This window comes from Ruegeria atlantica (assembly GCF_013033965.1).
GTDB lineage: Bacteria > Pseudomonadota > Alphaproteobacteria > Rhodobacterales > Rhodobacteraceae > Ruegeria > Ruegeria atlantica_D.
In genome coordinates this window covers 130172-156398 of record NZ_WQFE01000008.1, presented here as the reverse complement: position 1 = coordinate 156398, position 26227 = coordinate 130172, and the positions used below count along the sequence as shown (strand labels likewise).

General features: G+C 54.6%; 24 protein-coding genes and 1 riboswitch. Of the genes, 13 read left to right on the top strand and 11 right to left on the bottom strand.

All coding sequences use genetic code 11. The features are described from left to right. Positions 1-15 precede the first annotated feature (15 nt). Positions 16-1113, top strand: a complete 1098-nt coding sequence (locus GOW16_RS15245; RefSeq protein WP_170416485.1) for a glycosyltransferase — start codon at positions 16-18, stop codon at positions 1111-1113. Positions 1114-1352: 239 nt separating this feature from the next. Beyond that, entirely contained in the window at positions 1353-2024 is a 672-nt protein-coding gene (locus GOW16_RS15240; RefSeq protein WP_170416483.1) for a 4'-phosphopantetheinyl transferase family protein, read from the top strand. A 3-nt stretch (positions 2025-2027) separates the two neighbouring features. Here GOW16_RS15240 and GOW16_RS15235 read toward each other — a convergent pair whose 3' ends face one another. Beyond that, positions 2028-2711, bottom strand: a complete 684-nt coding sequence (locus GOW16_RS15235) for a methyltransferase, TIGR04325 family (protein ID WP_170416481.1) — start codon at positions 2709-2711, stop codon at positions 2028-2030. A 532-nt stretch (positions 2712-3243) separates the two neighbouring features. Here GOW16_RS15235 and GOW16_RS15230 point away from each other — a divergent pair. Continuing rightward, positions 3244-4662: a hypothetical protein gene (locus GOW16_RS15230; protein ID WP_170416479.1), complete on the top strand. Its 1419-nt coding sequence runs from the start codon at positions 3244-3246 to the stop codon at positions 4660-4662. Between the two features lie 234 nt (positions 4663-4896). Next, entirely contained in the window at positions 4897-5598 is a 702-nt protein-coding gene (locus tag GOW16_RS15225) for a sugar transferase (protein ID WP_170416477.1), read from the top strand. Positions 5599-5613: 15 nt separating this feature from the next. On the opposite strand, the gene GOW16_RS15220 is transcribed toward GOW16_RS15225, so the two are convergent. Next, the gene (locus GOW16_RS15220) at positions 5614-5784 is read right to left on the bottom strand and encodes a hypothetical protein (RefSeq protein WP_170416475.1); all 171 of its coding nucleotides are present in this window, start codon (positions 5782-5784) and stop codon (positions 5614-5616) included. A gap of 53 nt (positions 5785-5837) precedes the next feature. On the opposite strand from GOW16_RS15220, the gene GOW16_RS15215 reads away from it, so the two are divergent. The 3 genes from GOW16_RS15215 to GOW16_RS15205 all read left to right on the top strand — a co-directional run bounded on the left by GOW16_RS15215 (position 5838) and on the right by GOW16_RS15205 (position 8961). Next, the gene (locus GOW16_RS15215; RefSeq protein WP_170416473.1) at positions 5838-6143 is read left to right on the top strand and encodes a hypothetical protein; all 306 of its coding nucleotides are present in this window, start codon (positions 5838-5840) and stop codon (positions 6141-6143) included. After that, positions 6140-7408 (top strand): glycosyltransferase, encoded by a 1269-nt coding sequence (locus GOW16_RS15210; RefSeq protein ID WP_170416471.1) that lies wholly within the window; start codon positions 6140-6142, stop codon positions 7406-7408. Before GOW16_RS15215 ends, GOW16_RS15210 begins: the two co-directional genes overlap by 4 nt. An 86-nt stretch (positions 7409-7494) precedes the next feature. Continuing rightward, on the top strand, positions 7495-8961 hold the full coding sequence (locus GOW16_RS15205; RefSeq protein ID WP_170416469.1) for an oligosaccharide flippase family protein: 1467 nt from the start codon (positions 7495-7497) through the stop codon (positions 8959-8961). A gap of 216 nt (positions 8962-9177) precedes the next feature. Here the strand turns inward: GOW16_RS15205 and GOW16_RS15200 are convergent, their stop codons facing one another. Together GOW16_RS15200 and GOW16_RS15195 are read right to left on the bottom strand one after the other, a co-directional pair. Continuing rightward, positions 9178-10167: a cupin-like domain-containing protein gene (locus tag GOW16_RS15200; protein WP_170416467.1), complete on the bottom strand. Its 990-nt coding sequence runs from the start codon at positions 10165-10167 to the stop codon at positions 9178-9180. A 241-nt stretch (positions 10168-10408) separates the two neighbouring features. Next, complete coding sequence (locus GOW16_RS15195) at positions 10409-11038, bottom strand: response regulator transcription factor (protein WP_254429799.1); 630 nt, start codon at positions 11036-11038, stop codon at positions 10409-10411. A 220-nt stretch (positions 11039-11258) separates the two neighbouring features. Between GOW16_RS15195 and GOW16_RS15190 the strand changes: the two genes are divergently transcribed. The 6 genes from GOW16_RS15190 (at position 11259) to GOW16_RS15165 (ending at position 17820) form a co-directional block, all read left to right on the top strand. After that, the gene (locus tag GOW16_RS15190; RefSeq protein ID WP_170416465.1) at positions 11259-12500 is read left to right on the top strand and encodes an aminotransferase class V-fold PLP-dependent enzyme; all 1242 of its coding nucleotides are present in this window, start codon (positions 11259-11261) and stop codon (positions 12498-12500) included. A gap of 28 nt (positions 12501-12528) precedes the next feature. Next, positions 12529-13725, top strand: a complete 1197-nt coding sequence (locus tag GOW16_RS15185; protein ID WP_170416463.1) for a malate--CoA ligase subunit beta — start codon at positions 12529-12531, stop codon at positions 13723-13725. Further along, on the top strand, positions 13725-14615 hold the full coding sequence (sucD, locus tag GOW16_RS15180; protein WP_170416461.1) for a succinate--CoA ligase subunit alpha: 891 nt from the start codon (positions 13725-13727) through the stop codon (positions 14613-14615). Before GOW16_RS15185 ends, sucD begins: the two co-directional genes overlap by 1 nt. Next, positions 14615-15586, top strand: a complete 972-nt coding sequence (locus tag GOW16_RS15175) for a 2-hydroxyacid dehydrogenase (RefSeq protein WP_170416459.1) — start codon at positions 14615-14617, stop codon at positions 15584-15586. The genes sucD and GOW16_RS15175 overlap by 1 nt, the downstream gene beginning before the upstream one ends. A gap of 45 nt (positions 15587-15631) precedes the next feature. Next, positions 15632-16609, top strand: coding sequence for an HpcH/HpaI aldolase/citrate lyase family protein (locus GOW16_RS15170; protein WP_170416457.1), 978 nt, complete (start codon positions 15632-15634; stop codon positions 16607-16609). A gap of 245 nt (positions 16610-16854) precedes the next feature. Further along, positions 16855-17820: a GlxA family transcriptional regulator gene (locus tag GOW16_RS15165; protein ID WP_170416455.1), complete on the top strand. Its 966-nt coding sequence runs from the start codon at positions 16855-16857 to the stop codon at positions 17818-17820. Between the two features lie 39 nt (positions 17821-17859). Here the strand turns inward: GOW16_RS15165 and GOW16_RS15160 are convergent, their stop codons facing one another. From GOW16_RS15160 to GOW16_RS15130, 7 genes are all read right to left on the bottom strand, one after another. Then, entirely contained in the window at positions 17860-19737 is a 1878-nt protein-coding gene (locus tag GOW16_RS15160; protein WP_170416453.1) for an adenylate/guanylate cyclase domain-containing protein, read from the bottom strand. Positions 19738-19802: 65 nt separating this feature from the next. Further along, positions 19803-20495 carry a thiamine ABC transporter ATP-binding protein gene (locus GOW16_RS15155; RefSeq protein ID WP_170416451.1) on the bottom strand — a complete coding sequence of 231 codons (693 nt, stop codon included), beginning with the start codon at positions 20493-20495 and terminating at the stop codon, positions 19803-19805. Next, a complete protein-coding gene (locus GOW16_RS15150; protein ID WP_170416449.1) occupies positions 20482-22029 on the bottom strand; it encodes a thiamine/thiamine pyrophosphate ABC transporter permease ThiP in 1548 nt (515 codons plus the stop codon). Before GOW16_RS15150 ends, GOW16_RS15155 begins: the two co-directional genes overlap by 14 nt. Next, positions 22005-22985 (bottom strand): thiamine ABC transporter substrate binding subunit, encoded by a 981-nt coding sequence (gene thiB / locus GOW16_RS15145; RefSeq protein WP_170416447.1) that lies wholly within the window; start codon positions 22983-22985, stop codon positions 22005-22007. The genes GOW16_RS15150 and thiB overlap by 25 nt, the downstream gene beginning before the upstream one ends. Before the next feature lie 33 nt (positions 22986-23018). Beyond that, a riboswitch (TPP riboswitch) is annotated at positions 23019-23124 on the bottom strand. Positions 23125-23261: 137 nt separating this feature from the next. Continuing rightward, on the bottom strand, positions 23262-24626 hold the full coding sequence (locus tag GOW16_RS15140; protein WP_170416445.1) for a sodium:proton antiporter: 1365 nt from the start codon (positions 24624-24626) through the stop codon (positions 23262-23264). Between the two features lie 24 nt (positions 24627-24650). Next, the gene (locus GOW16_RS15135) at positions 24651-25139 is read right to left on the bottom strand and encodes a CBS domain-containing protein (protein ID WP_170416443.1); all 489 of its coding nucleotides are present in this window, start codon (positions 25137-25139) and stop codon (positions 24651-24653) included. Positions 25140-25370: 231 nt separating this feature from the next. Continuing rightward, positions 25371-26135 (bottom strand): enoyl-CoA hydratase-related protein, encoded by a 765-nt coding sequence (locus GOW16_RS15130; protein ID WP_170416441.1) that lies wholly within the window; start codon positions 26133-26135, stop codon positions 25371-25373. Positions 26136-26227: the final 92 nt, after the last annotated feature.

Below are 26227 nucleotides of genomic sequence, written 5' to 3'. Positions count from 1 at the left end.
TCTAAAAGTGCGTTTATGAAGGTTGCCATTGTTCATTACTGGCTGGTTGGGATGCGCGGCGGCGAGCGCGTGTTGGAAGAATTGGTGAAACTGTTTCCTCAGGCGGATCTATTCACTCATGTTGCGGATCCCAGGAAGCTGTCTGACCTGCTGAGAGACCGGCCAATTACCGAAACCTTTATTGCCAAGCTTCCTGGTGCCCGGCGGCACTATCAAAAGTACCTAGGCCTTATGCCGCGTGCTCTCGAAGAGTTGGACCTGTCCGGATATGACCTGGTTATTTCGTCCGAGAGCGGTCCGGCCAAAGGTGTTATCGCCCCGCCAGGTACGCCTCATATCTGTTATACCCACTCGCCGATGCGATATATCTGGGATCAATACGGTGCCTATCGCGCCCGGTTATCCTGGCTCGAACAGGTGTATTTTTCGCACCTGTCGCACCGGCTTAGAACGTGGGATGTCTGCTCGGCGGCTCGGGTGGACAAATTCGTTGCGAACTCCAGTTTCGTGGCGCAACGCATTCACCGTTACTACCACCGTGAGGCGCAAGTTGTGCATCCGCCTGTGGATCTTGGATCTTATCACCTGTCCAACCAAAAGGTCGAGCGCGTGCCCTATCTGTTCGTATCTGAATTGGTGCCCTACAAGAAGGCGGATTTGGTGATTGAAGCATTCCGAGGGCTGGACCGGCAATTGCTAGTTGTCGGAGACGGCGAACAACGCGCCGAGCTTGAGCGGAACCTGCCTGCCAACGTGCAACTTTTGGGCCGCGTGTCCGCCGAAGATCTTCCCGGCCTTTACCAATCGGCAAGAGCTTTGATTTTCCCGGCTGAAGAAGATTTTGGTATTGTTCCGGTTGAAGCTATGGCCTGTGGCACCCCGGTGTTGGCCTATTCCCGCGGCGGTGTTCGTGACAGCGTTATCGACGGGCGCACCGGTTTGTTCTTTGATGAACAGTCGACGACATCAATTGCTGACGCGATTGAACGGTTCGAGGCTGCGCAGTTCGACCCGTCGGATATCAGCGACCATGCGAACGGTTTCGGAGCTGACCGGTTTCGCAGGGAATTCTCGAGTATCGTAGATACGGTTCTGAGAGATTGGGTCCACTGACGGAATTGGTCATACGCATGCGCCGTTTGGGCAGGCGGCATTGGAGTACAAATTCAGGCCGATCTGTAGCGAGATCGGGTATCGTTAACTGCGTAGCGCAAGCTTCAAGGAAGCAGAATTCCACTCAAAAGCGCAACAATATTGTGATATTTTGACCAAAAAATGAAAAAACTTGTGTTGAGGCAAAATCGTTGCGTTCAAAGAGAAAGTGTCTGGCGATTGGAAATTGGAGTTCGTAGGTGCCCCAGGTTGATGTTTGGCAATGGTCATTGGATGTCCCAGAAACTCAGATCCACGGTTTCAGCCATTGTCTGTCGACGGATGAGATTCAGCGCGCGAACCGGTTTGTGAAATTACGCGACAAACACACGTATATCGCGGGGCGGGGTAGGTTGCGCGAAATCCTCGGGCAGTACCTTGGCCTCAGCGCCAGCTCTGTCGAGTTTGATTACGGCCCACACGGAAAGCCGGTTTTGGACGCTGGGCCAGGTTTCAATCTCAGCCATTCTGGCGGTCGCGCAATTCTGGCTGTTTGCGAACAGGCAAGTCTTGGAATTGATGTCGAAAAGAAAAGACCAATCGAAGACGCCGTGGCACGGCACCATTTCTCTCAAGCCGAATATGCCGAATTGTCTGCCCTGCCTCGGTCGAGCTGGTTGCAGGGTTTTTTTAATTGTTGGACCAGAAAAGAAGCGGTTTTGAAGATGCTTGGGCACGGGTTGTTTATGCCGCTGGACTCTTTTGACGTAACACTCGCTCCTGATAGCCCGGTACGGCTGAACCGGATCGAAGGAGATAATCCCGAACGGTGGTCATTAGTTCATCTCGAGCCAGCGTCAGGTTGGGTTGGCGCCCTGGCCCTTCGAGATGTTGTTGAACCATTGAAACTGGTTTGGCGGAACCCTGAATAAAGCTCACTCTAGGCGCTGCAATACATATCCCATACTAGTGCTTGAACCCAATTCAGGATGGGTCGAGATCACATGACTGAGTGACGGAATTTCCCAACGATCATGTATGGCATAACCCATGTCAGTCAGGCTTTTTTCGAATTCGTCCCTGTCGCGGATTTGATAGGGAACCCTGCCGGGGCCGATTTTCTCTAGTGTGACGACCGTTGGTCCGAGACGCGTGGCGACTTTGTTCAGAATTATGTATTGCGGCGGCGCATTCAGCCTGTTGACCAGTTCAGCCAAGGGCACATCCAAAAATTGCAGCAGGCCCGAGGCCAGCAGTAAATCAACATCTCCCACCTTTTCCAGATCGTGTTGAAATACGATCTCTGGGGGCACTTCTCGCCTTTTTTGTGCGGCGCGGGCCAGGTTGATGGTTGTAGGCAGATCATACACGGTCCAATGCATGCTCGCGATCGGACATAAATCGCCAAAGGCGGTGTATTTCATGCCAAAGTGGCCGCCAGCATCCAATACGCGCATGCCGTCGCGGTGCATTGCATTGATCCAGAGCATAACGGGGTAATCCCAGACTGCTCTTCCCCTCATCTTGTTGGTATTGGCCTGTACGATTTCTTCGTCCGCATAGCCACCGCGATCAGCTTTGGCTATTGCAGTCGCATAGTCGGGGTAAGCGCCAATCATCGCCGGAGGCCGAATACCGGTTGCCATAAGATGTGCCCAGGCGGCGGAGATAGGATAGCCAACTCTGCGCTTCGCCAAGCTAAGGCCGCTTTTTATCGTTCCCCGCAGAGTCATCGTAGTTTCAGCATTCCCGAAAATATATGCAGACAGAGGTTATTGCACAGTTCGATCATGCCAAATGCAATTCCGTCAAAACACGAATAATCCGTATGTTGGGATGCAATTCTCTGAAGTTTGGATTGCGAATCTGAATGATTGGAAACAATTCTGGAAAATGAACGAAACTGTTGCCTCGACTTTTTTGCAGCCATTGAGCGGACGTTACCGCAGTACGTATTTCATCGCGGACAATTCGCTGTGGGCGGTTATTTGTTTGGCTGGTTTTGGCGCGAATGACAGGAATATTTTTCTTGATCTGTATGCCCGAGGGCGGTGATGCTCAATCATCTGATGAATGAGTTATTGAACCAGATGTATTGAACCAGTTTCGCGTATCCCCGATCGCGCGCTGAAATCGTGAGCGAGGACCAAAATGGCTGTCTACCCTGCTGCAGCCGCATTTTTGTTGTTGTGGCTTTGGCTTAGCATAAGAAATGTCGATAATGGTATTCTGATGGCCATTGCGTTGATCCCGTTCGGTATGTTCGCGGCCATAGTTGTAGGAGACTTGTCCATCATCATGGCCAATTTGCTGGCCATCCTTTCGGTCACACTCTTGGTGCTGCGCCGAACGGCACGCGTCTCGCCGACGAAACACTTGCCGCTTCCCGCACCCAGCCTCTTCTTGTTGGTTTTCGCACTGTATTCTGTCTTTTCAGCATTGGTTCTGGTGCGAGTATTCCAGGGAAACTTCTCGGTGTTTCCAATGAACGTCACCTTCGCCGGGCCGAAAGTCAGCCTTTTCTTCAATTCGGTGATGGTTCCTTTGGGGCCCTCAAGCTCGAATATCGCGCAGGCCTTTTACATCGTGCTTTCGGTTGCTTTTTTTCTGGCCACGCTGGCCGTTGCCAGACGACGGGGCGTAGAGTTTATCGAAACCGGATTAGTTTGGGCCGCTTCATTGAATGCGATATTGGGGTTGGTCGACTTTCTTCAGGCCGATGCGGTGCTTAGTCTGTTCAGGACAGCAGACTACGCTTTGTTGAACGAGCAAATTGTGATCGGACGCTTTGATCGGGTGATCGGCGGCTATTCCGAGGCGTCCAGCTATGGAGCAGCCTCGGCGGCATTCTTCAGCTATTTCCTGATGTCATATCTGATTGTCAGAAAAAAAGGCCATGGTGTGTTGGCCGCGGCTAACCTGATTGGCGCCCTGCTGGCCGTGTCCAGTACAGGTGTGTTGGCCGTCGCGGGTGGCGTTTTCTATGTCCTTTTGCATTTCCGGATGTTCCTTGGATTCAGCATGTCCCGTGTATTTGGACATTTTCTGGTATTGGGATTGTCGGTACTGACGATTTTTGTGAGCACGTCACTCTTGTTCCCTTCTGTTGCCGATAATGTCTCGAACGTTCTTGATCAGTTGATCTTTTCCAAGCTCGATACTTTGTCCGGACGAGAGCGAGGGGCTTGGTCGGCAAGTGCATTGAACGCGTTTGTTCAAACCTGGGGACTGGGGGCTGGCGTGGGGTCACTGCGCGGTAATGGTCTTGTATCGGTTCTTTTGGGGAGTGTTGGGTTTATTGGAACGATGGCCTTTGCGCTTTTTGTCATAACTGCCATTGGTTCGCCTATCAGCGGGGCTGATCGCAGCACTTTGCGGCTGTATTGCGCTGGCCGAGTCTGTGCGCTGACTTTGCTAACTGCCATGCTGGTTTCGGCAACCACACCGGATCCGACACTTTTCCTGATGGCCGTCACGGCGGTCTGCGTCGCTGCGCGTGAGCGTGCTTATGGGCTGTATGTGGCAAACCCTCAGGTGCACTCAGGGCAAGTTAACTCAAGCCATATGTGATTCTGCTGCACTGCTACAGTGTGGTTTCGATTTGCGCGACTGTTTCCGATAGTGCGACAGATCCCTTGATAGTCTCAAGTTACCCACAAGCTTTCAGGCTCCGCCGCCTGTTTTTCAAAAAAAGTTGCGACGTCGATTGAGAATCTTCTATACATTAACGGTATTAAGTTTCTTTCTGCGAACCGTCGTTTTCGGGTTGCAGCCTTGTATATAGTGTTAGCGATTGGCTGTGTTATGGAATCTGATTTTCGTCGGGAGGCGGGCATTGATGCCTCGCAGTCCCGAAGTTCTAACTCAGAAATACAGCACAGAAATGGGGATGGTTGGTACGGCTTAGGTAAGTCGTTGTTCGACCGAATTTTCGCGTTTTCTGCGTTGGTGTTCTTTGCGCCATTTATCGGGCTGATCTCTTTGGCGATCCTGATCTCGGATGGCAAGCCAATCTTCTTTGCACACAAACGCATTGGACGAGATGGAAAGTCATTCAACTGCCTGAAATTTCGTACTATGGCACGAGACGCTGAAGATCGCCTTGAAAAGATACTCGAGTCAGATCCAGAGGCGCGTGCGCAGTGGGAATCTCAGCAGAAATTGGATGACGACCCGCGCATTACGACCGTCGGAGAGTTCTTTCGCAAAACCAGCTTGGATGAACTTCCTCAGTTTTGGAATGTGATCAAAGGCGATATGGCAATTGTCGGACCTCGTCCGATCGTTGCATCCGAGGTTTCGCATTATGGGGATCATTTCGACGATTACCTGTCGGTCAAGCCGGGTATTACCGGCCACTGGCAAGTTAACGGTCGAAGCAAAACCACTTATGCGGAAAGGGTGGCCATGGATGTAGACTACGTGCGCAACAGGTCATTTCCGCGTGACATCACAATCATTCTCAAAACCATCAAGGTGATTTTGATGGCTGACGGCGCGCAATGACATTGATCCTATGGATCAAAGGAAAATGAAAAGACCGACGATCAACCAGAACAGGAGACAGCCACCGATTACAAGCCTTCTCAGCAGCTTTGGCGAGGCAGTGTCAATCAGATTAGCAAGGTTGAAGCGCAATGGTTTACTCTCGTGAACGAGTGTCATTTGCTGTGCTCGATTTTTGTCATTCATGATTACCTCCACCGCTACGCGGAGTTAGATTTCCTGTCAATATCACAGGATGAGTGGGCGAATTATCGGCAATACTTCGTCCAAACATGGAAAATTTGATGCTAATTAGCGTTCCCATTCCAGCTACAGAGCTTGCCGAAGAAGAGGTGACAGTTCCTTCTATTGCGGCGCAATTGGTGGTTGCGCACGGTGAAAGTTTCGGGCTCATTTACGGCCCACCGAGACACTGTCTATTGATGGGTGGAAAGAAAGCTAATCCAGTTTGCGTGTATGGCAAGGGAGCAATGCCACCTCAGCGGGTTTTCGCCACCATTTTGCATTCACAATTCCGTGCAACACAACACTTACAGCAACAATGACCAGACGAACCCCCAGCCGAGTTGTGATCCTCAGCGATTTCTCAAAGGTTCGTGGCGGGGCTTCCAAATTGGCCGTATTGCAGGCTGGATTGCTTGCAGAACACGGAATTCCTGTCACCTATTTTTGCGGTGACGCGGGCGATCATTTGCATGCCGGAGTCGAAGTGGTGGCTCTGGGCGGGCACCGTCTGTTGGATCAGGCCAAGCTTACCGCAGCCGTGTCCGGGATTTGGAACCGGGCCGCTCAAAATCGATTGGCCGCGTGGATTGGGCAGAACGATCGCTCGGACACGATCTATCATGTCCACGGATATCATCAGACTCTGTCACCGTCTGTACTGTGGCCTCTCAAAATGGTCAGGCGCCGCACTGTTATGCACGCCCACGATTATTTTCTAAGCTGCCCCAATGGCGCATTCTTTGATTTTCGGCGGCAGAAAACTTGTGGCCGTAAGGCGATGTCGGCGTCTTGCATCCTGTGCAACTGCGACAAACGCAGCTATGCGCAGAAACTTTGGCGGGTCACACGCCAAGCCTTGCAAGACCAGGCCCGAGCCAGCCTGCTGCCAGATGTAACAACCGTACTGTTGCATCCGGATATGGAGCAAAGGTTGTTTCCTGACGGGGCGGTCAGCCCAATTGTCCCAATCGCAAATCCGTCAGAACCTCTGTTGTCTAGTCCGGTGTCATGTAATCAAAACAGCGAGTTTTTGTACATCGGCGATCTTCATCAGTACAAGGGCGTGTTCCTGTTGGCGGAAGGCGCGCGCCGTGCTGGTGTAAAAATTCGCTTTGTGGGCGATGGTCTGGATCTGGCGGAACTTAGGACTGGTTTCCCCGAACACCAATTCGATGGCTGGCAAGATCGCGCCGGGTTAAAGCGTGCCATGGCCAAAGCCCGGATGCTTGTGGCCCCTACATTGGGTCCAGAGCCATTTGGACTGGCGCCGGTTGAAGCATTGATATGTGGCGTGCCGGTTCTGGCATCAGATAGCCTGTTACTAAGCCGAGAAATCCGCGCTCAAAAAATGGGTGCGAGCTTTGCCGCCGGAGATACTGATGCACTAACCGCTGCGCTGGGCCGCCTATCTGCGGACGATGATCGCGTTGCCGAAATGGCCACGAATGCCAGATCAGGCGCGCGCCTTATTTCGTTGACACCCGAAGCCTGGTGTAACGCGTTGATGACTCTGTATGGCGGTATCTTGCAAAATCTAGGCAAAACTCCGGAATCAGCACGGGATTGTGCCCGAGTGGTCACGTAAATGAGGGGTGTTGTAAGTAACATCCGCCCTGATCCCATGCCCGAATATGGGAGAATAGGCATACAGTTGCTAGGCAGGTTGTGCCAATGACCGAGGCAACCAAAAAAGGGGATACCGTGTTGCGTGGCGGGGTTTGGACCACGGTTTCCAGAATTTTCACTCAGCTAACGCAGTTTGCGATTTTCATGGTGGCCGTACGCCTCATGACTCCGGCGGAGTTTGGCGTGTTTGCGTTGGCTGCGGCGGTGGTGGTCATCCTGACACAAGTTTCAATGGCAGGTTGGTCAGAGTACATCATGCAATGGCACGGGTCCGAGGCCCGTATTCGCGAAACTCTTTTTGTAGCAATCTTGTGCAGTTTCATGATTGCGACGATGGGTGTTGTCGGTGGTAGCGCTATTGGGCGCATAGTTTCTGATCCCATTGCCAAGCCGCTTCTTCAGGTTTTGTCAGTTGGTATGTTCTTCACTTCGATCGGAGCGGCATACAATGGTGTTTTAGTCAGGCAGGACCGCTTGACGGTCGCAGCGCTGACAACACTTTTGGCGGACATTGCGAACCTGATCGTTGCGATTTGGGCTCTGTATCAGGGGTTTGGTGTGATGGCGCTGGCGTGGGGCCGTCTTTCCGGGGCCGTTATCCTGAGCGTCAGCGGTCTTATCATAAGCAAAACGACACCCAGGATGATGCAGCGTGAAACGCTTGCGGATTCTGTGGCATTTTCTTGGAAGATCATAATGACCCGCCTTGTGGTCAACGTTCGTATCTATGCCGCAACACTGATCATTGGTGGGTTTTTGGGTGCAACCTCAGCCGGTTACTACCGCGCGGCACAGCGTATTGTTGCGGCGTTTGAAGAAATTGTAAGCGAGCCGACCCGTATCCTGTCATGGAGCCTTTTCCGCCGCAGCCGTGATTCATATGGGGATACGTCTGGATTTGGCGAACTTGCGCTCCGCTTCTATCCCGTTCTGTATTATGGGGCGGTTCCTCTGTTCGTCGGTGTCTTCCTCATGGCTGATACGCTTACGACCGGAATTCTGGGGCCCGGTTGGGAACCTGCGACGCCCGTGCTGCGTATCCTTGCTGTTGCCGCCCTGATCCGATGCAGTGGTACTGCAAGCGCCGCGATTTTAACGCTTGCCGGAGAGGTTCGGAAATTGCCGTGGATTATGACGGTGTATTCATCGATCACGATTGGGGCAATCCTGTCAGCTGCTTCTTTCGGCATAACCGCCATTGCATTGTCCGAGGTGGTGTCATCCGTCATTGCCTTTCTGATCAACGCACTCATCATGAAACGCTATGCGGGTATTCAGTGGCGTTTCATCCTGGCCAGATCCTGGGCGGTTTTGCCAGCCCTTGCTTTGTCTTGCATTCCGATTTTTTTGGCGGACAAGTTGGGCCTTTTCATGGATACGCACGATCTAGTCCGCTTCGTTCTAATTGGATTGAGCATGATGGTTTTCTTCGTTCCTGCGGTTCTTTTGCTGGATGGATCCTTGCGCGACGCACTGCGAAACAAAAGCTTTTCGGAACATTCAGTGGGCTGAAGGCGTCACAAGAACAACCGACACGCATCCCCGATTCAAACCGTCGCACCGTTGGCGTAGCCTTTGTCAAATCTGCCTGCACAGGACACTCTGGCAACAAAGGCAAAGTTGTTTCATTCGGTTTCCGCAAATCCAATTGCTTCGACTGATGCACATGTCCAGTTGGATGGCTGCTTCGCCGACAAATTGAAACAATTCACGACATGGATCATGTTGCTAATTGGATTTGACGCTTTTGAACATATTCTGAATGGACCGGATTGGCGCTTTGATGTTGTCGGGCCCGGAGAAAATAAGTTCCCGGAATGATGTCGGACGAGGTTTGGATACGGCGCGAATAGACTTCTTCTTTACTTCATCCCAGAACGGATGGCGCCCCGGCGGACTTTGTGGCAGTCCCAGCCTCCTGAGCAGGTAGTTGCTCTGATAGATGTAAGCGCGCTTGTCGATTTCTTTTGTGCAGAACACAAGCGAGATGCTGACTGACGGTTGATCGCCATTGCGCACCCAATGCGCCGAAAGGGACGGATGGTGAACGGCAACACCAGGTTTAAGCTGAAAGATCTTACCTCGAGATTTTAGGTTATCGCGATACTTCGCGGCATCGTAGTTTCCGAAATAGAATTCCTCGATTTCCTTATCCGGAAGGTTTTCCCTGTCCAAAGGGTCGTATAGGCAAACCTCCTTTTCTCCGGAAATCTGGCAAAGGAAGTTTTCTTCGTGGTCAATGTGATATGGAGCCGCGACGCCAGGAGAAGATATAAAAGCCGTCATTTGCGCGTGGGTGACTTCCTGCTTGAAATTGTGGTCCAACAGACCGTCAATTTCGGCAATCGCCGTATTCAAGAACTCAACATATGCGGGATCCGCCTCGTTCAGGGCAGTGATCTTCATCCAAGCGTTTTGTTCGCCGATGGATTCTACGGCAGCGGCGACTTGCTCTTCCCGCGGCATTGAAACCCAACCTGAGTTGATTTTGTCTTGTGCCCTATGCGCCGAGAACCTGTGCCCCCGACCTTTCTGGATCAACTGCTCTGCCGCGCGAGCAAGCCGCGATAACGAGAAAAGATCGCTGTTTTCGAAATTGTGGTGCAGAAGAAACGGAAGCTTGCCAAAGTCTACCTTGAATGATCCGGTGTCTTTGAAAAAGAGCTTGTCACCGAATACATCAGGATCACCAATATTGCCGACTGAGCCATGTACCATTGGCTCCCTCCACTCGTTAAATTAACAAAAAATACTGACGTTAGCAGTGTTTGCCAAAAGACCACGAAAATCAATATTTTTTGGCTTTGTCCAGATTGGGAAGTATGCGTTCGGGGCAAAAGAACCATTTGCTAAAACTTGCCAGACAAACGTTTAGACGTCCGCGATCACACATTACGTCGCCTTTATCGTGCAGCGCACAACTTGAAACGCTATAGGCCAGCGCGACGGTATACGCGGTCTAGTCGCGCGACAGCTGAGAGGAGTAGTAATATGCGATTGCTTGGGTTCGGTTTTTTACGGCCAGTTTTTCATAGATGTTGGACAGGTGGAATTTGACCGTGTTGGTGGAAATCTGAAGCTCTTTCGACAAGTCCCTGTTGGACATACCTTGCGCCAGGGCCTCCAGAATGGCGCGCTCTTTGCGGGACAGGCTTTGGATGGGGTCTTGCTGCATTTTGCGAACGTCAATGAAGGGAAAAACCATCTTGCCGGCTGCGACGTCTGCACAGGTTTTCAGCAGACCTTCAACCTCGCCAGATCGCGCAGCAAACCCGGCGGCCCCGGCTTGCATTGCCAACCTTGGAACGTCACCGGACGTATCGCCGTAAACGACGAACCGTGGTGCATCGGCCTGTTCGCGCAGCACCTCGATCAGTTTGGCAGCACCCAAAACGGGAAGATTCCAGTCGATAACCCCAACCTTCACCGGAACCCGCATCACTGTCCCCAAAAAACCCTCGGCCGTAGCCGAAGTCGCTACAAGCGAGAATCGCGAGTCGCGTTCAAATATCTCTGACATGGCTGACAGGACCAGTGGATTGCTGTCGGCCAGCATGACGTCAATCGGAGCCATTGAGGTTTCAACCATCTAATTTTCATCCAATTTCTTCAAAAACCACCCATACGGATAGGCCGATTTTTAGTATACCATTGTATTTTTACCAAAATGGGTAGGAAGTTTCCCATCTGATTAGCCATCCTAAAGCAGTAGTAAGTTACGTTGCGTCGCCGCGCAAGTCCGCGTTTCCTGATAGCCAATGTAACCCAATGGGCCGAGGTGCCCGTTCCACTGCCGAGGACGTCAACCGATGACATTTCAGATTTTCCCTCCGCTTGAGATCCCCGAGACCTTGGCCGCCGGTCCGGGGCCGGGCAATACAGATGCACGTGTTCTGCAGGCTTTTGCCAATGCTGGTGTGGCCGATCACATGCAGGGTGATGTCCTCAGGGGCATGGTTGAATGCAAGCACATGCTTCGCCAGATCTGGGGCACCCAAAACGCCTACACCTTTGCCGTCGCCGGGACAGGTTGGAGCGGACTGGACACCATGTTCTCTGCCGTCATGCCTGGTGACAAGGTCGTGGCTTTTGCCAACGGGACCTTTTCCGGGATCGACGCGTTGACCTTGCGGATCAAGGCAGCCACACCAGAGGAACACGCCGCCAACCCGCTGGACCCTCAGGCAGCAAGTGTCACGGTGATTGATGTTCCGCATGGTCAGCCAGTGACCGGTGAAATAGCTGAGGCTGCGTTGGCTGAGCACAATCCCAAATGGGCTTTCATGGCGCATTGGGAAACCGGATCTGGCCGCGTCAACGACCTGCGCGGTTTTTCGGACGCGTGTGAGCGTCACGGTGTCATGGGCCTGATCGACGCAGTATCCTCGCTGGGCGCGGATGACTTTTCGATCGATGACTATCCGGGGATCGCCGGTTGGGCGTCATGTCCGCAAAAGGGGCTTTGCTGCCTACCTCTGACTTATGCGCCGGTCAGCTTTACGGACACTTTTATCGAATCCCTCAAGACCACAGGTGCCTACACCTATGTGCACAATCCGATTTTCGAAGCCCGCCATTGGGGCATTGTAGACGGTCAGGATGTTGAGAAAGGGACCTATCACAGAACCCACTCCGGATACGCCGTCGCCGCTTTCCACGAATCCCTGCGCCTGACCTTGCAGGAAGGTCTGGCCAAACGGTCGGCATCATACAAGACCCACGAACGCGTACTGCGCGACGCGGTAACTGCTATGGGATGCGAGGTGACCTCGGACATGCCCAGCCTTGTTGTGCTCAACCTGCCGCCTGAATTGGCCGGGCGCGAGATGGAACTGGTGCAGAACTGCAGGGGAAGAGGGTTCGGTATCTGGCCGACGCTCAGCGCGCCGGTTCAGGTTCGCATCGGCATCCTCAATCAGCTCAACCGACAAGCCGTCAGCCGGATTGTACGCCTTTTTGCCGAAGCCATCCGGGAACTGGGCGGTCACGTCGATTTCGAAGAGATCGAGGCGCTGCTCGAAAGCCGCTACGGCACGTCGATTGCGGCTTAACCACACTGCATGAACGGGAGGATTGCAGATGGATATTCATGAGTATCAGGCGAAAGAGGTTCTTTCGAATTTTGGTGTCGCCGTGCCGTCGGGCGCTTTGGCTTACAGCCCTGAGCAAGCGGCCTACCGCGCGCGTGAACTGGGCGGAGACAAGTGGATTGTCAAAGCTCAGGTCCATGCAGGCGGCCGAGGTAAGGCAGGTGGTGTAAAGCTGTGCAACACCGAAAACGAGATCTACCAGGCCTGTGACGATCTGTTTGGCCGCAAACTGGTGACGCATCAGACAGGGCCCGAAGGCAAGGGTATCTACCGTGTTTATGTAGAATCCGCAGTGCCGATTGATCGTGAGATTTATTTGGGCTTCGTGCTGGATCGCTCCAGCCAGCGGGTGATGATCGTTGCCTCGTCTGAAGGCGGGATGGAGATCGAAGACATCTCGGCGGAACGTCCCGAAAGCATTGTGCGATCCATTGTGGAGCCCGCTGTCGGGCTACAGGAGTTCCAAGCGCGCGAGATCGCATTCAATCTTGGGCTTGAACCGCGACTGGTTCAGCAAATGGTGCGGACGCTGCAAGGTTGTTACGCGGCGTTTAGCGAGCTTGATGCGACTATGGTCGAAATCAACCCTCTGGTTGTCACGGGTGATGACCGCGTGTTGGCATTGGATGCCAAGATGAGCTTTGACGACAACGCCCTGTTCCGACATCCACAGATCGCCGAATTGCGCGACAAAAGCCAGGAAGACCCGCGCGAAAGCCGCGCGGCGGATCGTGGGCTTTCCTATGTCGGCCTTGAAGGCAATATCGGCTGCATCGTGAACGGTGCCGGTTTGGCCATGGCCACGATGGATACCATTAAGCTGGCCGGGGGCGAGCCCGCGAACTTCTTGGATATCGGTGGCGGCGCTTCGCCTGAACGTGTCGCCAAGGCATTTCGTCTTGTTTTGTCGGACACCAATGTTCAGGCGGTGCTCGTCAACATTTTTGCCGGGATCAACCGCTGTGACTGGGTGGCCGAGGGCGTCGTGCAGGCGCTGCGCGAGATCGAGATCGATATTCCAGTCGTTGTGCGCCTTGCCGGTACAAATGTCGAAGAGGGGCAGAAAATCCTCGCCAAATCCGGCCTGCCCATCATTCGCGCAACAACACTGATGGAGGCCGCAGAACGCGCTGTCGGCGCATGGCGCAACGATCTGTCCCAAAACACCAAGATGAGGGCTGTGTAATGAGCATTCTTCTCGACCGAGACTCGCGCGTTATCGTTCAGGGCATTACCGGACGCATGGCACGCTTTCATACCAAGGACATGCTGGCATACGGCACCAATGTCGTTGGTGGTGTTGTCCCCGGCAAGGGTGGCGAAACCGTTGAAGGCGTGCCGGTGTTTGACACCGTTAAACAGGCAGTCGAAGCCACTGGTGCAGATGCCAGCCTTGTGTTCGTGCCCCCGCCTTTTGCTGCGGATTCTATTATGGAGGCTGCCGACGCAGGTATTCGTTATTGCGTGTGCATCACCGATGGCATCCCGGCGCAGGACATGATCCGGGTCAAACGCTACATGTACCGTTACCCCAAGGAAAAGCGCATGGTGCTGACCGGACCAAACTGCGCGGGTACAATCAGCCCAGGTAAAGCGCTGTTGGGGATCATGCCCGGACATATCTACCTGCCGGGCAATGTCGGGATCATTGGCCGCTCGGGGACGCTTGGGTACGAGGCGGCGGCCCAGCTCAAGGAACGCGGGCTGGGCGTTTCGACCAGCGTTGGTATCGGGGGAGATCCAATCAACGGATCCTCGTTCCGCGATATCCTCGAACGGTTTGAGCAGGACGAAAGCACTGAAGTCATCGCCATGATCGGCGAGATCGGTGGCCCGCAGGAGGCGGAGGCTGCCGAGTACATCCGCGATCATGTGACCAAACCTGTCGTGGCCTATGTCGCAGGTCTAACCGCACCCAAAGGCCGGACCATGGGCCACGCGGGCGCGATCATCTCGGCCTTTGGCGAAAGCGCGTCCGAGAAAGTCGAAATCCTGTCGGCAGCGGGCGTCACGGTCGCTGAAAACCCCGCTGTCATCGGCGAAACCATCGCTCGCGTCATGGGAAAGGCTGCGTGATGGCTAAACCCTCTGTTCTTGTAACCCGTCGTTGGCCTGCTGCCGTCGAGGCGCAGCTGGCCGAGAGTTATGACGCTGTACTCAACACCGGGGACAAGCCTTTGTCCCCGTCTCAGATACGCGACGCGTTAAAGCAATATGACGCCGTTTTGCCTACTGTCACCGACACGCTGAATGCTGAAGCTTTGGATGTGTCTGGCGCGCAAACCAAGATCCTCGCCAATTACGGGGTCGGCTACAGCCACATCTGCGAACCCGCGGCCCGCGAATTGGGTATGACGGTGACAAACACGCCGGATGTTCTGTCCGAATGCACTGCTGATATTGCGATGACGTTGCTACTGATGGTGGCACGACGCGCAGGTGAGGGAGAGCGGGAGTTGCGCTCGGGCAACTGGACCGGTTGGCGGCCCACACATCTGGTGGGCACCAAGGTCAGTGGCAAAACTCTGGGCATCATCGGCTACGGCCGCATCGGACAAGAGATGGCCCGCCGGGCCCACCACGGGTTCGGGATGGATATCGTTGTCTACAACCGCAGCAAGGTGGCACCGGACATTCTGGCCCGGTGCAACGCAACTCAGGTGGATGCGATAGACGATCTGTTGCCGCAGTGTGACTTCGTTTCGTTGCATTGCCCTGGTGGCGTCGCGAACAAGCACCTGATCAACTCTCGCAGGTTAAGCCTGATGAAACCCAACGCCTTTCTGATCAACACCGCGCGCGGTGAGGTGATCGACGAATGGGCACTGATCCAAGCCTTGATGTTCGACATGATCGGCGGCGCGGCGCTGGACGTTTTCGATGGCGAACCCCGCATCAGCCCGGACCTGTTGCAGTGTGACAACCTTGTGATGCTGCCGCATCTGGGAAGCGCCACACGCGAAGCGCGCGAAGCGATGGGGTTTCGTGTTCTCGATAACCTCAACGACTTTTTTGCTGGCCGTGCGCCCCGAGATCGCGTGATCTGAGGCCTGCCCCAAGCATTCTGAACTATAGCACGAAGGACCCAAACCATGAGCTTTCATTCCATCGATCAGGCACCCGCCCGCCTGAACCGCAGCGAACTTGCTGTTCCGGGCAGCCAGCCCGGCATGTTCGAAAAGGCTGCGAAATCGGATGTGGACGTCATTTTTCTTGACCTCGAAGACGCGGTTGCCCCGGACGAAAAGGAACAGGCGCGTAAGAATATCATTGAGGCACTGAATGATATTGATTGGGGTGCCAAGACCATGTCAGTCCGGATCAACGGGCTGGACACACATTACATGTATCGCGACGTGGTCGATGTGGTCGAGCAGGCCGGTGAGCGTCTGGACCTGATCATGATCCCCAAGGTTGGAACAGCGGCAGATGTCTATGCTGTCGATATGCTGGTTACTCAGATCGAGGATGCCAAGGGATACAAGAAGCGGATCGGTTTCGAGCACATCATCGAAACCGCATTGGGCATGCAGAATGTCGGTGAAATCGCTGCGGCGTCAAAACGAAATGAAAGTCTGCATTTTGGGGTAGCCGATTACGCCGCCTCAACACGCGCCCGGACGACGATCATCGGTGGCGTAAACCCGGATTACTCGGTTCTGACAGATGCGGATGCAGACGGTGGCCGTCTGACCCATTGGGGCGACATGTGGCACTATGCCTTGGCTCGAATGGTTGTTGCCGCACGCGCAAACGGTCTTCGACCGATCGACGGACCCTTTGGCGATTTCCAGGATCCTGACGGCTACAAGGCTGCGGCGAAGCGAGCAGCCGTTTTGGGCTGCGAGGGTAAATGGGCCATCCATCCCAGCCAGATTGCGTTGGCTAACGAGGTCATGTCCCCATCCGATGCCGAGGTGAACAAAGCGCAGCGTATCCTCGTTGCCATGGCCGACGCCGAGGCATCCGGGAAAGGCGCTGTGTCACTGGATGGGCGATTGATCGACTATGCCTCGATCCGGCAGGCAGAAGTACTGGTCGAAAAGGCCAGCCAAATTGCGGCGGCATAAGTCATACTAAAACAAGTGCGCTTTGGCGTGGGGCCGATCTGACCCCGCGCTTTGGCATTTGTCTTTGTGCCCAGACAGGTTCGGCTGCGATGACCTTTGCGGAAGGGCGCGCGGACTTGTTCCTTGCTTTCAATTCCGTGATCGGTTCAAACTAAACCCTCCTCAAATGATGTTCGGCTACCCTAAGGTCCGACCGGGTCCTGAAAAGGTTATCGCGCTGGCAAAGAACAATAAGATCTCGTCGAATGTTAGCACCCACAGACAAATCAAAGATCGAACAGCAGATAACGTTCGAGATTTTCGTTCAGGCAGAGTTTGCTTACCTAGAGCTGTCGTCCATTACTGCTGTTTTGCAGACTGCAAACGATGTTCTTAACCGTGATTTCTTTCGATGGCAGATCACGTCTGACACGCCCGGCCTGGTGTCCAGCAGTTCAGACCTGATTGTGCGGGCAAAACCCGCCATTGCTGACCAGTATCTGAGCGATTGCCTGTGCGTTGTTGGCGGACAATTGGGAGACGCCGGCGCTTGGTTGCGACGCGTACGGGCAATGCAAAAGCATAAGCGACCAGTTGCTTTGTTCTCGGACGCGGCGCGCGAGTACATCAAGGCCACAGTCCAACAGTCAGGGCCGGTCACAGCGCATTGGCGCGATATTGGATTGCTGCGTGAGATTGGTGATTATCCGACGCTTTCTGACAGCCTTGTCGCCCGAAATGGGACGGTAGTGACCTGTGCGGGACATGGTCATACAGCCGAAGCAATCATTGGCATTCTGGCAGAAGTGCTTGAACCCCAAGACAGGGCCGAACTGGCATGTCAACTGATGCTGAGTGACGTTCGGGGTCACGCGCAAGAGCAACCCAAAGGCCTAAGTGCGAACCCGAATTTCCTTGAAAAACGGCTGCAAAACGCGATCCGTATCATGGAAGAAAACACGGAAAACCCCTTGCCAACGGCCAGCCTTGCCCGTCGCGTGGGCGTATCCACCCGGCAGCTCGAACGCCAGTTCATGCTGCACCTGAGTACGTCGCCTGGCAAATTTTATAGAAAAATCAGGTTGAAAAAGGCGTTTACCCTGGTCTCGAATTCGCAAATGCCAATCATTGATGTAGCCATAGCCTGCGGTTTCTCTTCGACGTCCACGCTTGCCCAGACGTTCAAGGCCGAATACGGCAAAACTCCAAAGCAATTGCGGCGTTCCGAGTGATCTGATCGGTGATTTCAGAGTATCCAATGTTTCAATCTGCTAAGTTGATCGCTGCCAATTCTCGGGTGAATTGTCAGCATCACCAATTCGGTAGACGTTCACTTTCTTCGAGCGTCCTTTGACTGTGAATTCGCCAAAGTGAACCAGATGGAAGGAGGGACCGATCAAATGCGCGGTTGCATCGCTGATCAGGATTTTGGTTTGCTCATCGCCCGGCAGGTCACCTACCAAGGTTTCGATCCGGGCGCAGGTGTTCACGGTATCGCCAATCACAGTATAGTTCATCCTGTCAGCGGCTCCGATATTGCCGACGATCAATGGCCCGGTGTGAACCGCAATTTTGACACCATAATCTACCCCAGCTTCAGCCAGCGATCGCTTGATCGCCAATGCAACCCGGCAGGCACGCTCGGCATGATCTGTCTGGTCTTGCGGTGCACCCCAGAATGCCATCGCCGCGTCGCCGATGTACTTGTCGAGTGTTCCGCCCTCGGCCTCGATGCAACGGTTCAATATCTCAAAGTGGCGGTTGAGCATGGTAGCAGTGGCTTGCGGCGTCATGGCTTCGGATGCAGGCGTGAAGCCGACGATATCTGCGAACATGACCGTCAGTTCGACTTCACGGGGTTCGACAAGATTGGGGTCCCCGGTCTTTAGCAACTGCCGCACTAGGGTCCGGGGTAGGTAGGTTTCAAACCAGCGTAACCCGTCGAGCATTTTGTTAAACGCCGATGCTTGAAGGTTCAGTTCCGCCACGCGCGATGGTGGAAGATAGTCGATCTGATCTAAATTTAACTCACTGACCTTGGTGGCTTCTTCGGTTGATCTGTGGATCGGTGCCGCCAACCTTCTGGCCAGCAGCAGTGCCGCGATGACGGAAACCACCAGCAGTCCGATACTGACAAACGCAGCATCACTCAGCCGTGTCCATTGATTGCTCCAATCGCTGAGCGGGGAATACTGGCCGATAATCCAGGGTTCCGATCCAAAATCGTCGACGGTAATGGTCAGGATCAAGTGACCGCCCTGGTCGGCTTCGACGACAAACCCGTCAAAAGAGCCGTCCATGCCATGAAACTCAGGCGCCTGCATCAGCATTTGTGTGATGACCGCGTCATCAAGTGCCGCGATCGAATGCAGGGGCGTGTCAGAATTCAGATCACTTGCCGAAAGCTCCAGCAATTTGGGATGAGCCAATACTCGGCTATTGCCATAGAGGATAAAACCCGTTGCGCCAAATTTGCTTCCCAGCTCACCAACAATGTCCGAGAAATGATGCACGGTCGAAGACACCAGAACAGCACCCAGAAACGTGCCTTCCTTATAGGCAGGAACGGCCGCAGAGATATGTGTTCTACCCTGATCGAAGAAGGGCTCGTTCCAGAATAGCTGGTCATAACTTTTGACATCCTGCAGATACCGAAGTGTACCGGCTGCGGGCGGTTCGGTGGCTGATACGAAGGATGGTCCGTCCTGGCTTGCAATGTGGGTTGTGATGAAGAGGCTGCCGTCAGGGTAGACGATGGCGAGATCAGTAAGATAGGGCGCCGAGGCGGCAACGCCCTTGAAATAGGCCTTCAGGAAATCTGTATCGGTTAAATCAACATCACCGGTACTCGCATCTTGCTGAAGAGCCTTCGCCAATTCTTCGATCGGAGTCGTCAGGCTGAAGATATCATCCTCGATCGATTCAATGATCATCGTGGCCGAGGTGTTCAGCAATTCGGTTGTGTTGCGAATATTGGCGAAAGTTGAAACGAACAGTACCGCGCCTGTCGAAATTGCCACCAGCCCGCCGATGGCCAACGCAAGAAGTGTGGAAATCTTGATTCTGAACTTTGACCGCGGGCTGCGATGCGGCAGGACATCGGGGTCGACTATGCCGGGACGCTCCAAGTGTTCGTCTTCATTGACCATCTTTGAACGATATTTTGCTTGGCGACCTTATTCAACGCCTCGATGACGTTCGGGGCGGGATCGCGCTAGCCCAGATAGGCACGCAGGCTTGGCGGCGGGTTTTCAAAGAGTTCTTCGGTCCGTGCCGGTACATGCACATTCTCGTCTGCAACCAGTATGGTTTGATCGGCAATACGGCGTGCATCCTGCGGATCATGGCTGACCATCAGCAAAGTTGATTGAGCTTCGGCCACCAGCTCGGCCACCAAGTCCAGCATCTCGGCTTTCAGGGCTGGTCCAAGGGCTGCAAAGGGCTCGTCCAAAAGCAACAGTTCGCGCCGTTGCACAAGCACGCGGGCCAGGGCGACCCTGCTTTGTTGCCCTCCGGACAGTTCCGAGGGTTTGCGCGCACCCAAACCTTGCAGCGCAACCCGGTCGAGAGCGGACTGAACCTGCGTTTGCTCGTCCTGCGACAGCCGTCCATTTGGGCGCAGGCCCAGAGCAATGTTTTGTTCGGCCGTCAGATGGGGGAACAGGTTTCCATCCTGAAACAGCATCGCCATCGGACGCTTGCCCGGAAGCAGGTTGGAAATCTGTTGCCCATTCCAGAAAATCTGACCCTGCTTCAGGTCTCGAAATCCAGCGATGGTTTCCAGCAGAGTGGATTTACCGGCCCCGGATGGGCCGATAATGGCAACGCTGGTGCCAGCCTTGATCTCAATATCGGCGCTGAGGGTAAAGTCCCCATTCTCAATCACGCAGCCATCAAGCTTCAGCATGCCAGCGTCCTCCTCGGTCCAATAGCCAGAATGCGCCCATAGAAAGTAGCAACAGCAGCAATGCTCCGCCTGCCGCGGCCTGCATCTGATAAGCGCCCATCAGGCGGTAGATTTGCAATGGCAGCGTCGCGATCTGTGGGTCGGCGAACAGCGCGATGACACCCAGATCCCCCATCGAAAGGGCCGCCCCTAGGCCAGCGGCGAACCCGATCTGGGCACGCATGCGCGGCAGCAAAACGCGCGTGAAGAACGTCCATTTCGTCATATCCAGCGAAAGCGCAAGGCGTCCGTGCCTGGCGGTAATGTCTCGGGCTGCTGGTATCAGAATGCGCAACGCAAAGGGCAGCGCCATGACCGCATTCACCAACGCAGTGACCGGCAGTGCCAATGACGCCGGGTTTGCCAAAGGCCGGATCAGGATGAACAGGCCTGTTCCGATGACAAGAGGTGATGCAGCCAAACCCAAAATACCGCTGAGTTCCACTAGCCCGTACCGGCCGTTCGCGACTGTAGTGGCTATGGGCAAAGCAAGCAAAAGCATGACTGCGGTACTTGCGGCAGCAACCAGGATCGAGATCATCGCGGCGCGAAACACGATTGCGGGCATATTAAAAAACCCAGCAATTCCCGAGATCACAACTGACGCCAAAGGTAACAGTAAAAATACCGCCGCGGCGATTATCCAGAACGTGTCTATTGCCGGCGCGCCTCCGTCCCAGCGACGCAGTGCGCGATCAAGGCCAGTTCCAAAACCATCTCCGCGTGAAAACTTAAGTGCTATCAGCGCGGTTGCAGCCGTCAGGGCGAGTTGCAGGGCGGATAACAGCGCGGCGCGGCCAAGGTCGAAATCGTAGGTAAAAGCCTGATAGATCGCCAACTCAATCGTTGTGGCTCGTGGCCCTCCGCCCAGGGTGAGGGCTACTGCAAAACTCGTCAGGCAAATGGCGAAGACGACGGCTAAAACCCCCGGCAGCGCCCGATTGAGCATAGGCATCTCGATCAGCCGAAACATAGCCAGCCCGTTGCAGCCCAGCTGTGCCGCTAGACGAAACCGTTCGGCGGGAATTTCCTGCCAGGCTTGCAACACAAGGCGGGTGGCCAGCGGCAGGTTGAAGAACACATGTGCCAGCACGACACCATGCAAGCCGTAGATCCGTATGGGCGGCAATCCGAAAACGCCCAGAATATCCGAGATCCATCCTGATCGGCCGAAGACTTGCAACAGCCCGAGGATAGCAACGATGACCGGAAGGATGAAGGGTGCGCCCAGAAGGGCGATCAAAGCACGGCGACCAGGGAACCGTCGGCGGGCCAAAGCCCGCGCAACCGGTACGGCCAACGCCACGCTGAACAAAGCTGACAGCGAGGCTTGGGTCAGCGTGAACCGTAGCGCAGCCCAGTCGGCGGGTGTGAACCCGCCGCTGGTTTCAGCGCGCAGTGCAACCGCCGCAAGCGTGCCCAGGATCAGTGCAGCGACCAAGGCCGCGGCACCGATACCGGGCCATGGGCTTACTGGCTGAGCGCGTTCTGCCATTCTTCGAGTGCCTGATCCCGCACGGCGGCGGCTTCATCGGGTGAAAACAGCAGGGACTTCGCAGGCACTGTCAGGGTATCGAACCCTTTAGGCAAGCCTTCTGCCGGGGTTACGGCCGGGTACATCCAGTTGGTTGTCGGAATAATTTGCTGGAACGCGTCCGAGACCATGAACTGCAAAAACTGATCCGCCAATTCGGCCTGATCTGTTGCGGCCAGCTTTGCGGCAACCTCAACTTGCAGATAGTTGCCCTCGTCAAAAGCAGACGCGGCCTTGCTGCCGTCGTCCTCGGCGATCAGATGATAGGCCGGAGATGTCGTGTAGCTGAGAACCATGTCCGACTCGCCCTCAAGGAACAGGCCGTACGCTTCGGACCAGCCTTTTGTGACCGTCACGATATTGTCGGAAAGACCAGCCCAGATTTCGGGTGCATCATCACCATAGGCCGCTTTGACCCACATCAGCAGGCCCAGACCGGGGGTGGATGAGCGAGGGTCCTGGATGATGATCTTAGTGTCGCTGTCGGCCAGATCCCGGAAGTTGGCAGGAGCCGTAGCGTCCGCTTTGTGAACAAAGGCGAAATAGCCCCAGTCATACGGGGTGAATGTGTCATCGGTCCACTTGATCGGCAGTGCGAAATCAGCGGTGACAGAGCTGGGCGCAAACAGGCCGGTTTCTCGGGCCGCTGCTATCAGATTGGTATCCAGTCCAAGCACGACGTCGGCATCGGAGTTCTCACCCTCAAGCCGAACACGCGACAACAGCGCGGCGCCATCCTCAACTCCGACAAGGTTAAGCTCGCAGTTGCAGACCGCTTCAAAAGCTTCTTTGACCTGCGGGCCGGGGCCCCAATCGGATACAAAGCTGTCATAGGTGTAAACGGTAAGCTGAGGCTTGTCGGCGGCGATGGCCGAAGTTGCACTCAGAATTCCCGCAGCAATCAGCAGATGTTTCATGTCATCCTCCATTGCGGCGAGAGGGCAAGGATGGATGATACCGAAACCCTTCCCTCCGCCGGTTCTAGCCGGTTCAGGTTCTACGGGTTCGCTTGATCAGCATCTCAGCGCGGCAGGCCGTGCTCCCCGAGGTGAGGCCGTCACTAGGGGGGATTGACCGAAAAGACAACCTAATTTGGTGTCTCAACGCCGTGTGATTTCCATTTGTCGGGGCAGCCCTGTCGGAACCAGGCGCCCTTTGAACCTGCAAAACGTTTGGTTCAAAGGGCCAAAGGGTCAGAAGTAGCGCAGCCAGATGTACACGTTTGCGATCATCAGGGTCAGGATCATGATCGGGAACGCGATCTTCGCAAAGGCGATAAAGCCGATAGGCTGCTTGGCCTTTTCTGCAAAAGCGGCCACCGTCAGGTTTGCGCTTGCCCCTAACAGTGTACCGTTGCCGCCCAGACAGGCCCCAAGCGCGAGCGACCACCACAAAGGTTCAATCGCGTCCTTGCCGCCAAACGTGTCTGCGGTGGACTCGATCAGGGGGATCATCGTTGCCACGAAAGGAATGTTGTCGAGGATTGCGGACAAAATGCCGGAGGCCCAAAAGATGAAGAATGCGGTCCACATCATGTCGCCCTGGGTCAGCTCAAGAACTTTTTCACCAAAGAATGCCAGCAGCCCGACATGCTCAACGCCAGCAACAATGACGAACAGCCCACCGAAGAAAAAGATTGTGACCCATTCGACTTCGCCAAAGATGTGGTGAACCGACTCGGATTGTTCTTCACCGCTTTGATGGCCATAAGCCAGCAGCATCAACAGGCCCGCACCGGCCAATGCCGACGTGCCAGGCTGAATACCGTAGCTGTGCCCCAGCGTGAACCCCAGCAATACCAGCGCCAAAACGGCTAGGGATTTAATCATCAGGACCACATCGGTGACCGCCTCGGATTCGTTGAACCCCATGATCCGTTCGCTGGCTGATTTCGGAATGCTGGCCAGTTCCTTGCGGTTCATCAGGTAGATAATACCGGTCAGAACAACCAGACAAATGGCCGAGATAGGTGCGAGGTTCACCACGAATTCATTAAAGCTCAGCCCCGCTGCCGAGCCAATGATGATATTGGGCGGGTCACCGATCAGGGTGGCGGTGCCGCCGACGTTTGAAGCCAGGATCTCGGCTATGAAAAACGGGAAGACCCGAGTTTCCAGTGCTTCGGTGATCAGCAGTGTAATCGGCGCGATCAACAGGACTGTTGTCACGTTATCCAGTAGTGCCGAGAACACAGCCGTGATCAGCGTCAGCATGATCAGAATGCCGGTTGGATTAGCTTTCACCGCTTTTGCAGCCTTAATCGCCACGTATTGGAACAATCCGCATTTGCTGGTGATCCCAACGATGACCATCATGCCGATCAGCAGAGCCAGAGTGTTGGCGTCCACTCCGGCCACGGCCTGTTCCTGATTGATAATACCAAACAGGACCATCAGGGACGCGCCCAGCATAGCCAGTATAGCGCGATTGACCTTTTCTGTGATCAGTACCGCGTACACCAAAATCAGAATTCCGGTCGCGACCCAAAGCGGATCGATTCCCAATAGTTGTGGAACAGAGAGAGCGGCCTCTCCGTGTGACGTCGAATGCGTAGCCAAGGTTTTAGTCCGGTTCGTATAGGGTTAGCTGAGTGCGCGATCCAAAAGCGAGTTGGCGCTTACGGTGCCGACGAAACGATTGGTTTCGGGCTCAACAAGGATCACGTGCCGTTTGTATTTGTAGATCAGGAAGATACCTTCCATCACCGGCGTATCTGGTGCAGCAACGGGAATGTTCGAGGGCCTTGACATGTTGTCGCGTACCGTTTCGGTTTTCAGTCGCTCCAGCTGTTGTTCGAAATCATCCCGCGTCAAGTTCATGAAGCTCAGAGATTCAATCGGTACGCGCGACGCATCATCGTTCAAACCAATTGTCGCCGCCTTCGGCAGGATCAGTTTCAGCAGTGTAGGCGCAGTAAAAACGCCGACATAGGTTCCGTCTTCTGCCACAACGGGAAGAAACCGCGCCCGGCTGCCCCTGATTATGTTGAACGCCGTGGCGATGCTTTCATCCGGCAGAATGGTCTTTTGTACCTCAGGCGGTACCATCACGTCATAGCAGGTTAGGCCCATGCTTTTCCTCTGACTTCATGCGGCCGTCGGATGAAACACCATCCAAAATGCCGCTGAATATGTACTGCGCGGCTTGTAAAAGCCGGTTGGGACGAATCAAAAATTGTTGATGTGCACTGATTCCATCGCCGGGCGGGATTGACCAGCCCAGTAATGAAATTAAGTTATGATCCCTTGCTTATTGACCTAATAGACCTGCAAAGAGATGTCGGTTTTCAGCTTGCTTTTGGGTCAGCCATAGTTGGGAGCTCGTTTTTGCAGTTTGGCCGCAACGCTTTCGGCAAAATCGGGGGACTGGAGTTGCGCGGCAAAGATCTTGATCTCCGCGGACATGTGCCCTGCCACCTCTGCACGCTGATTACGGATCAAGGCCTTTGATTGTTTGAGGGCAGTCGGCGATGAGGCCGCTATGCTCTGTGCGATTTCCTGCACATTGCTCATCAGATCCTCGTCGACGAAGACGCGGGCGACCAATCCATGGTCCAAGGCCTCGGCCGCGGTCAGGACCCGCCCGGCCAGCAAGACATCATTGGCGACAGCCATGCCAAGGGATGCAGGCAACAGCATCGAAGACCCGGCTTCGGGTACCAGACCCAGTTGGACAAATGGTGCGCTATAGGTGGCGCTGCGTGCAGAATAGACCAGGTCGCAGTGCAGCAGCATGGTCAGGCCAACGCCAATCGCGGGCCCGTTTACAGCCGCGATCAGAGGCTTCGGGCAATCGCGGATCGCATTCAAAAACCGGACGATCGGGTTTTCGTCGTTACTGGCCGGAAGACCGCCCGACATGAAGTCCTGTAGGTCATTCCCGGCTGTGAACATATCGCCGCAGCCTGTAATAACGAATGCCCGGGCATCATCGGTTTGACCATAATCCTCAATGGCCTTTGCCATCGCGGTATACATGGCGAAAGTGATCGCGTTTTTCTTTTCCTCACGAGAAATCGTCACCGTTGTGACGCGATCCTGAGTGCTGACGATGATGTTTTCGCTCATGGAGTTTGTCCTTGGTAGATCAGCGGGATCTGTGCCGCGTCGGGTGTCGGTTTTCTGCGTTTGGGCAAGTTCGTATGCGGACGAATAGCCTT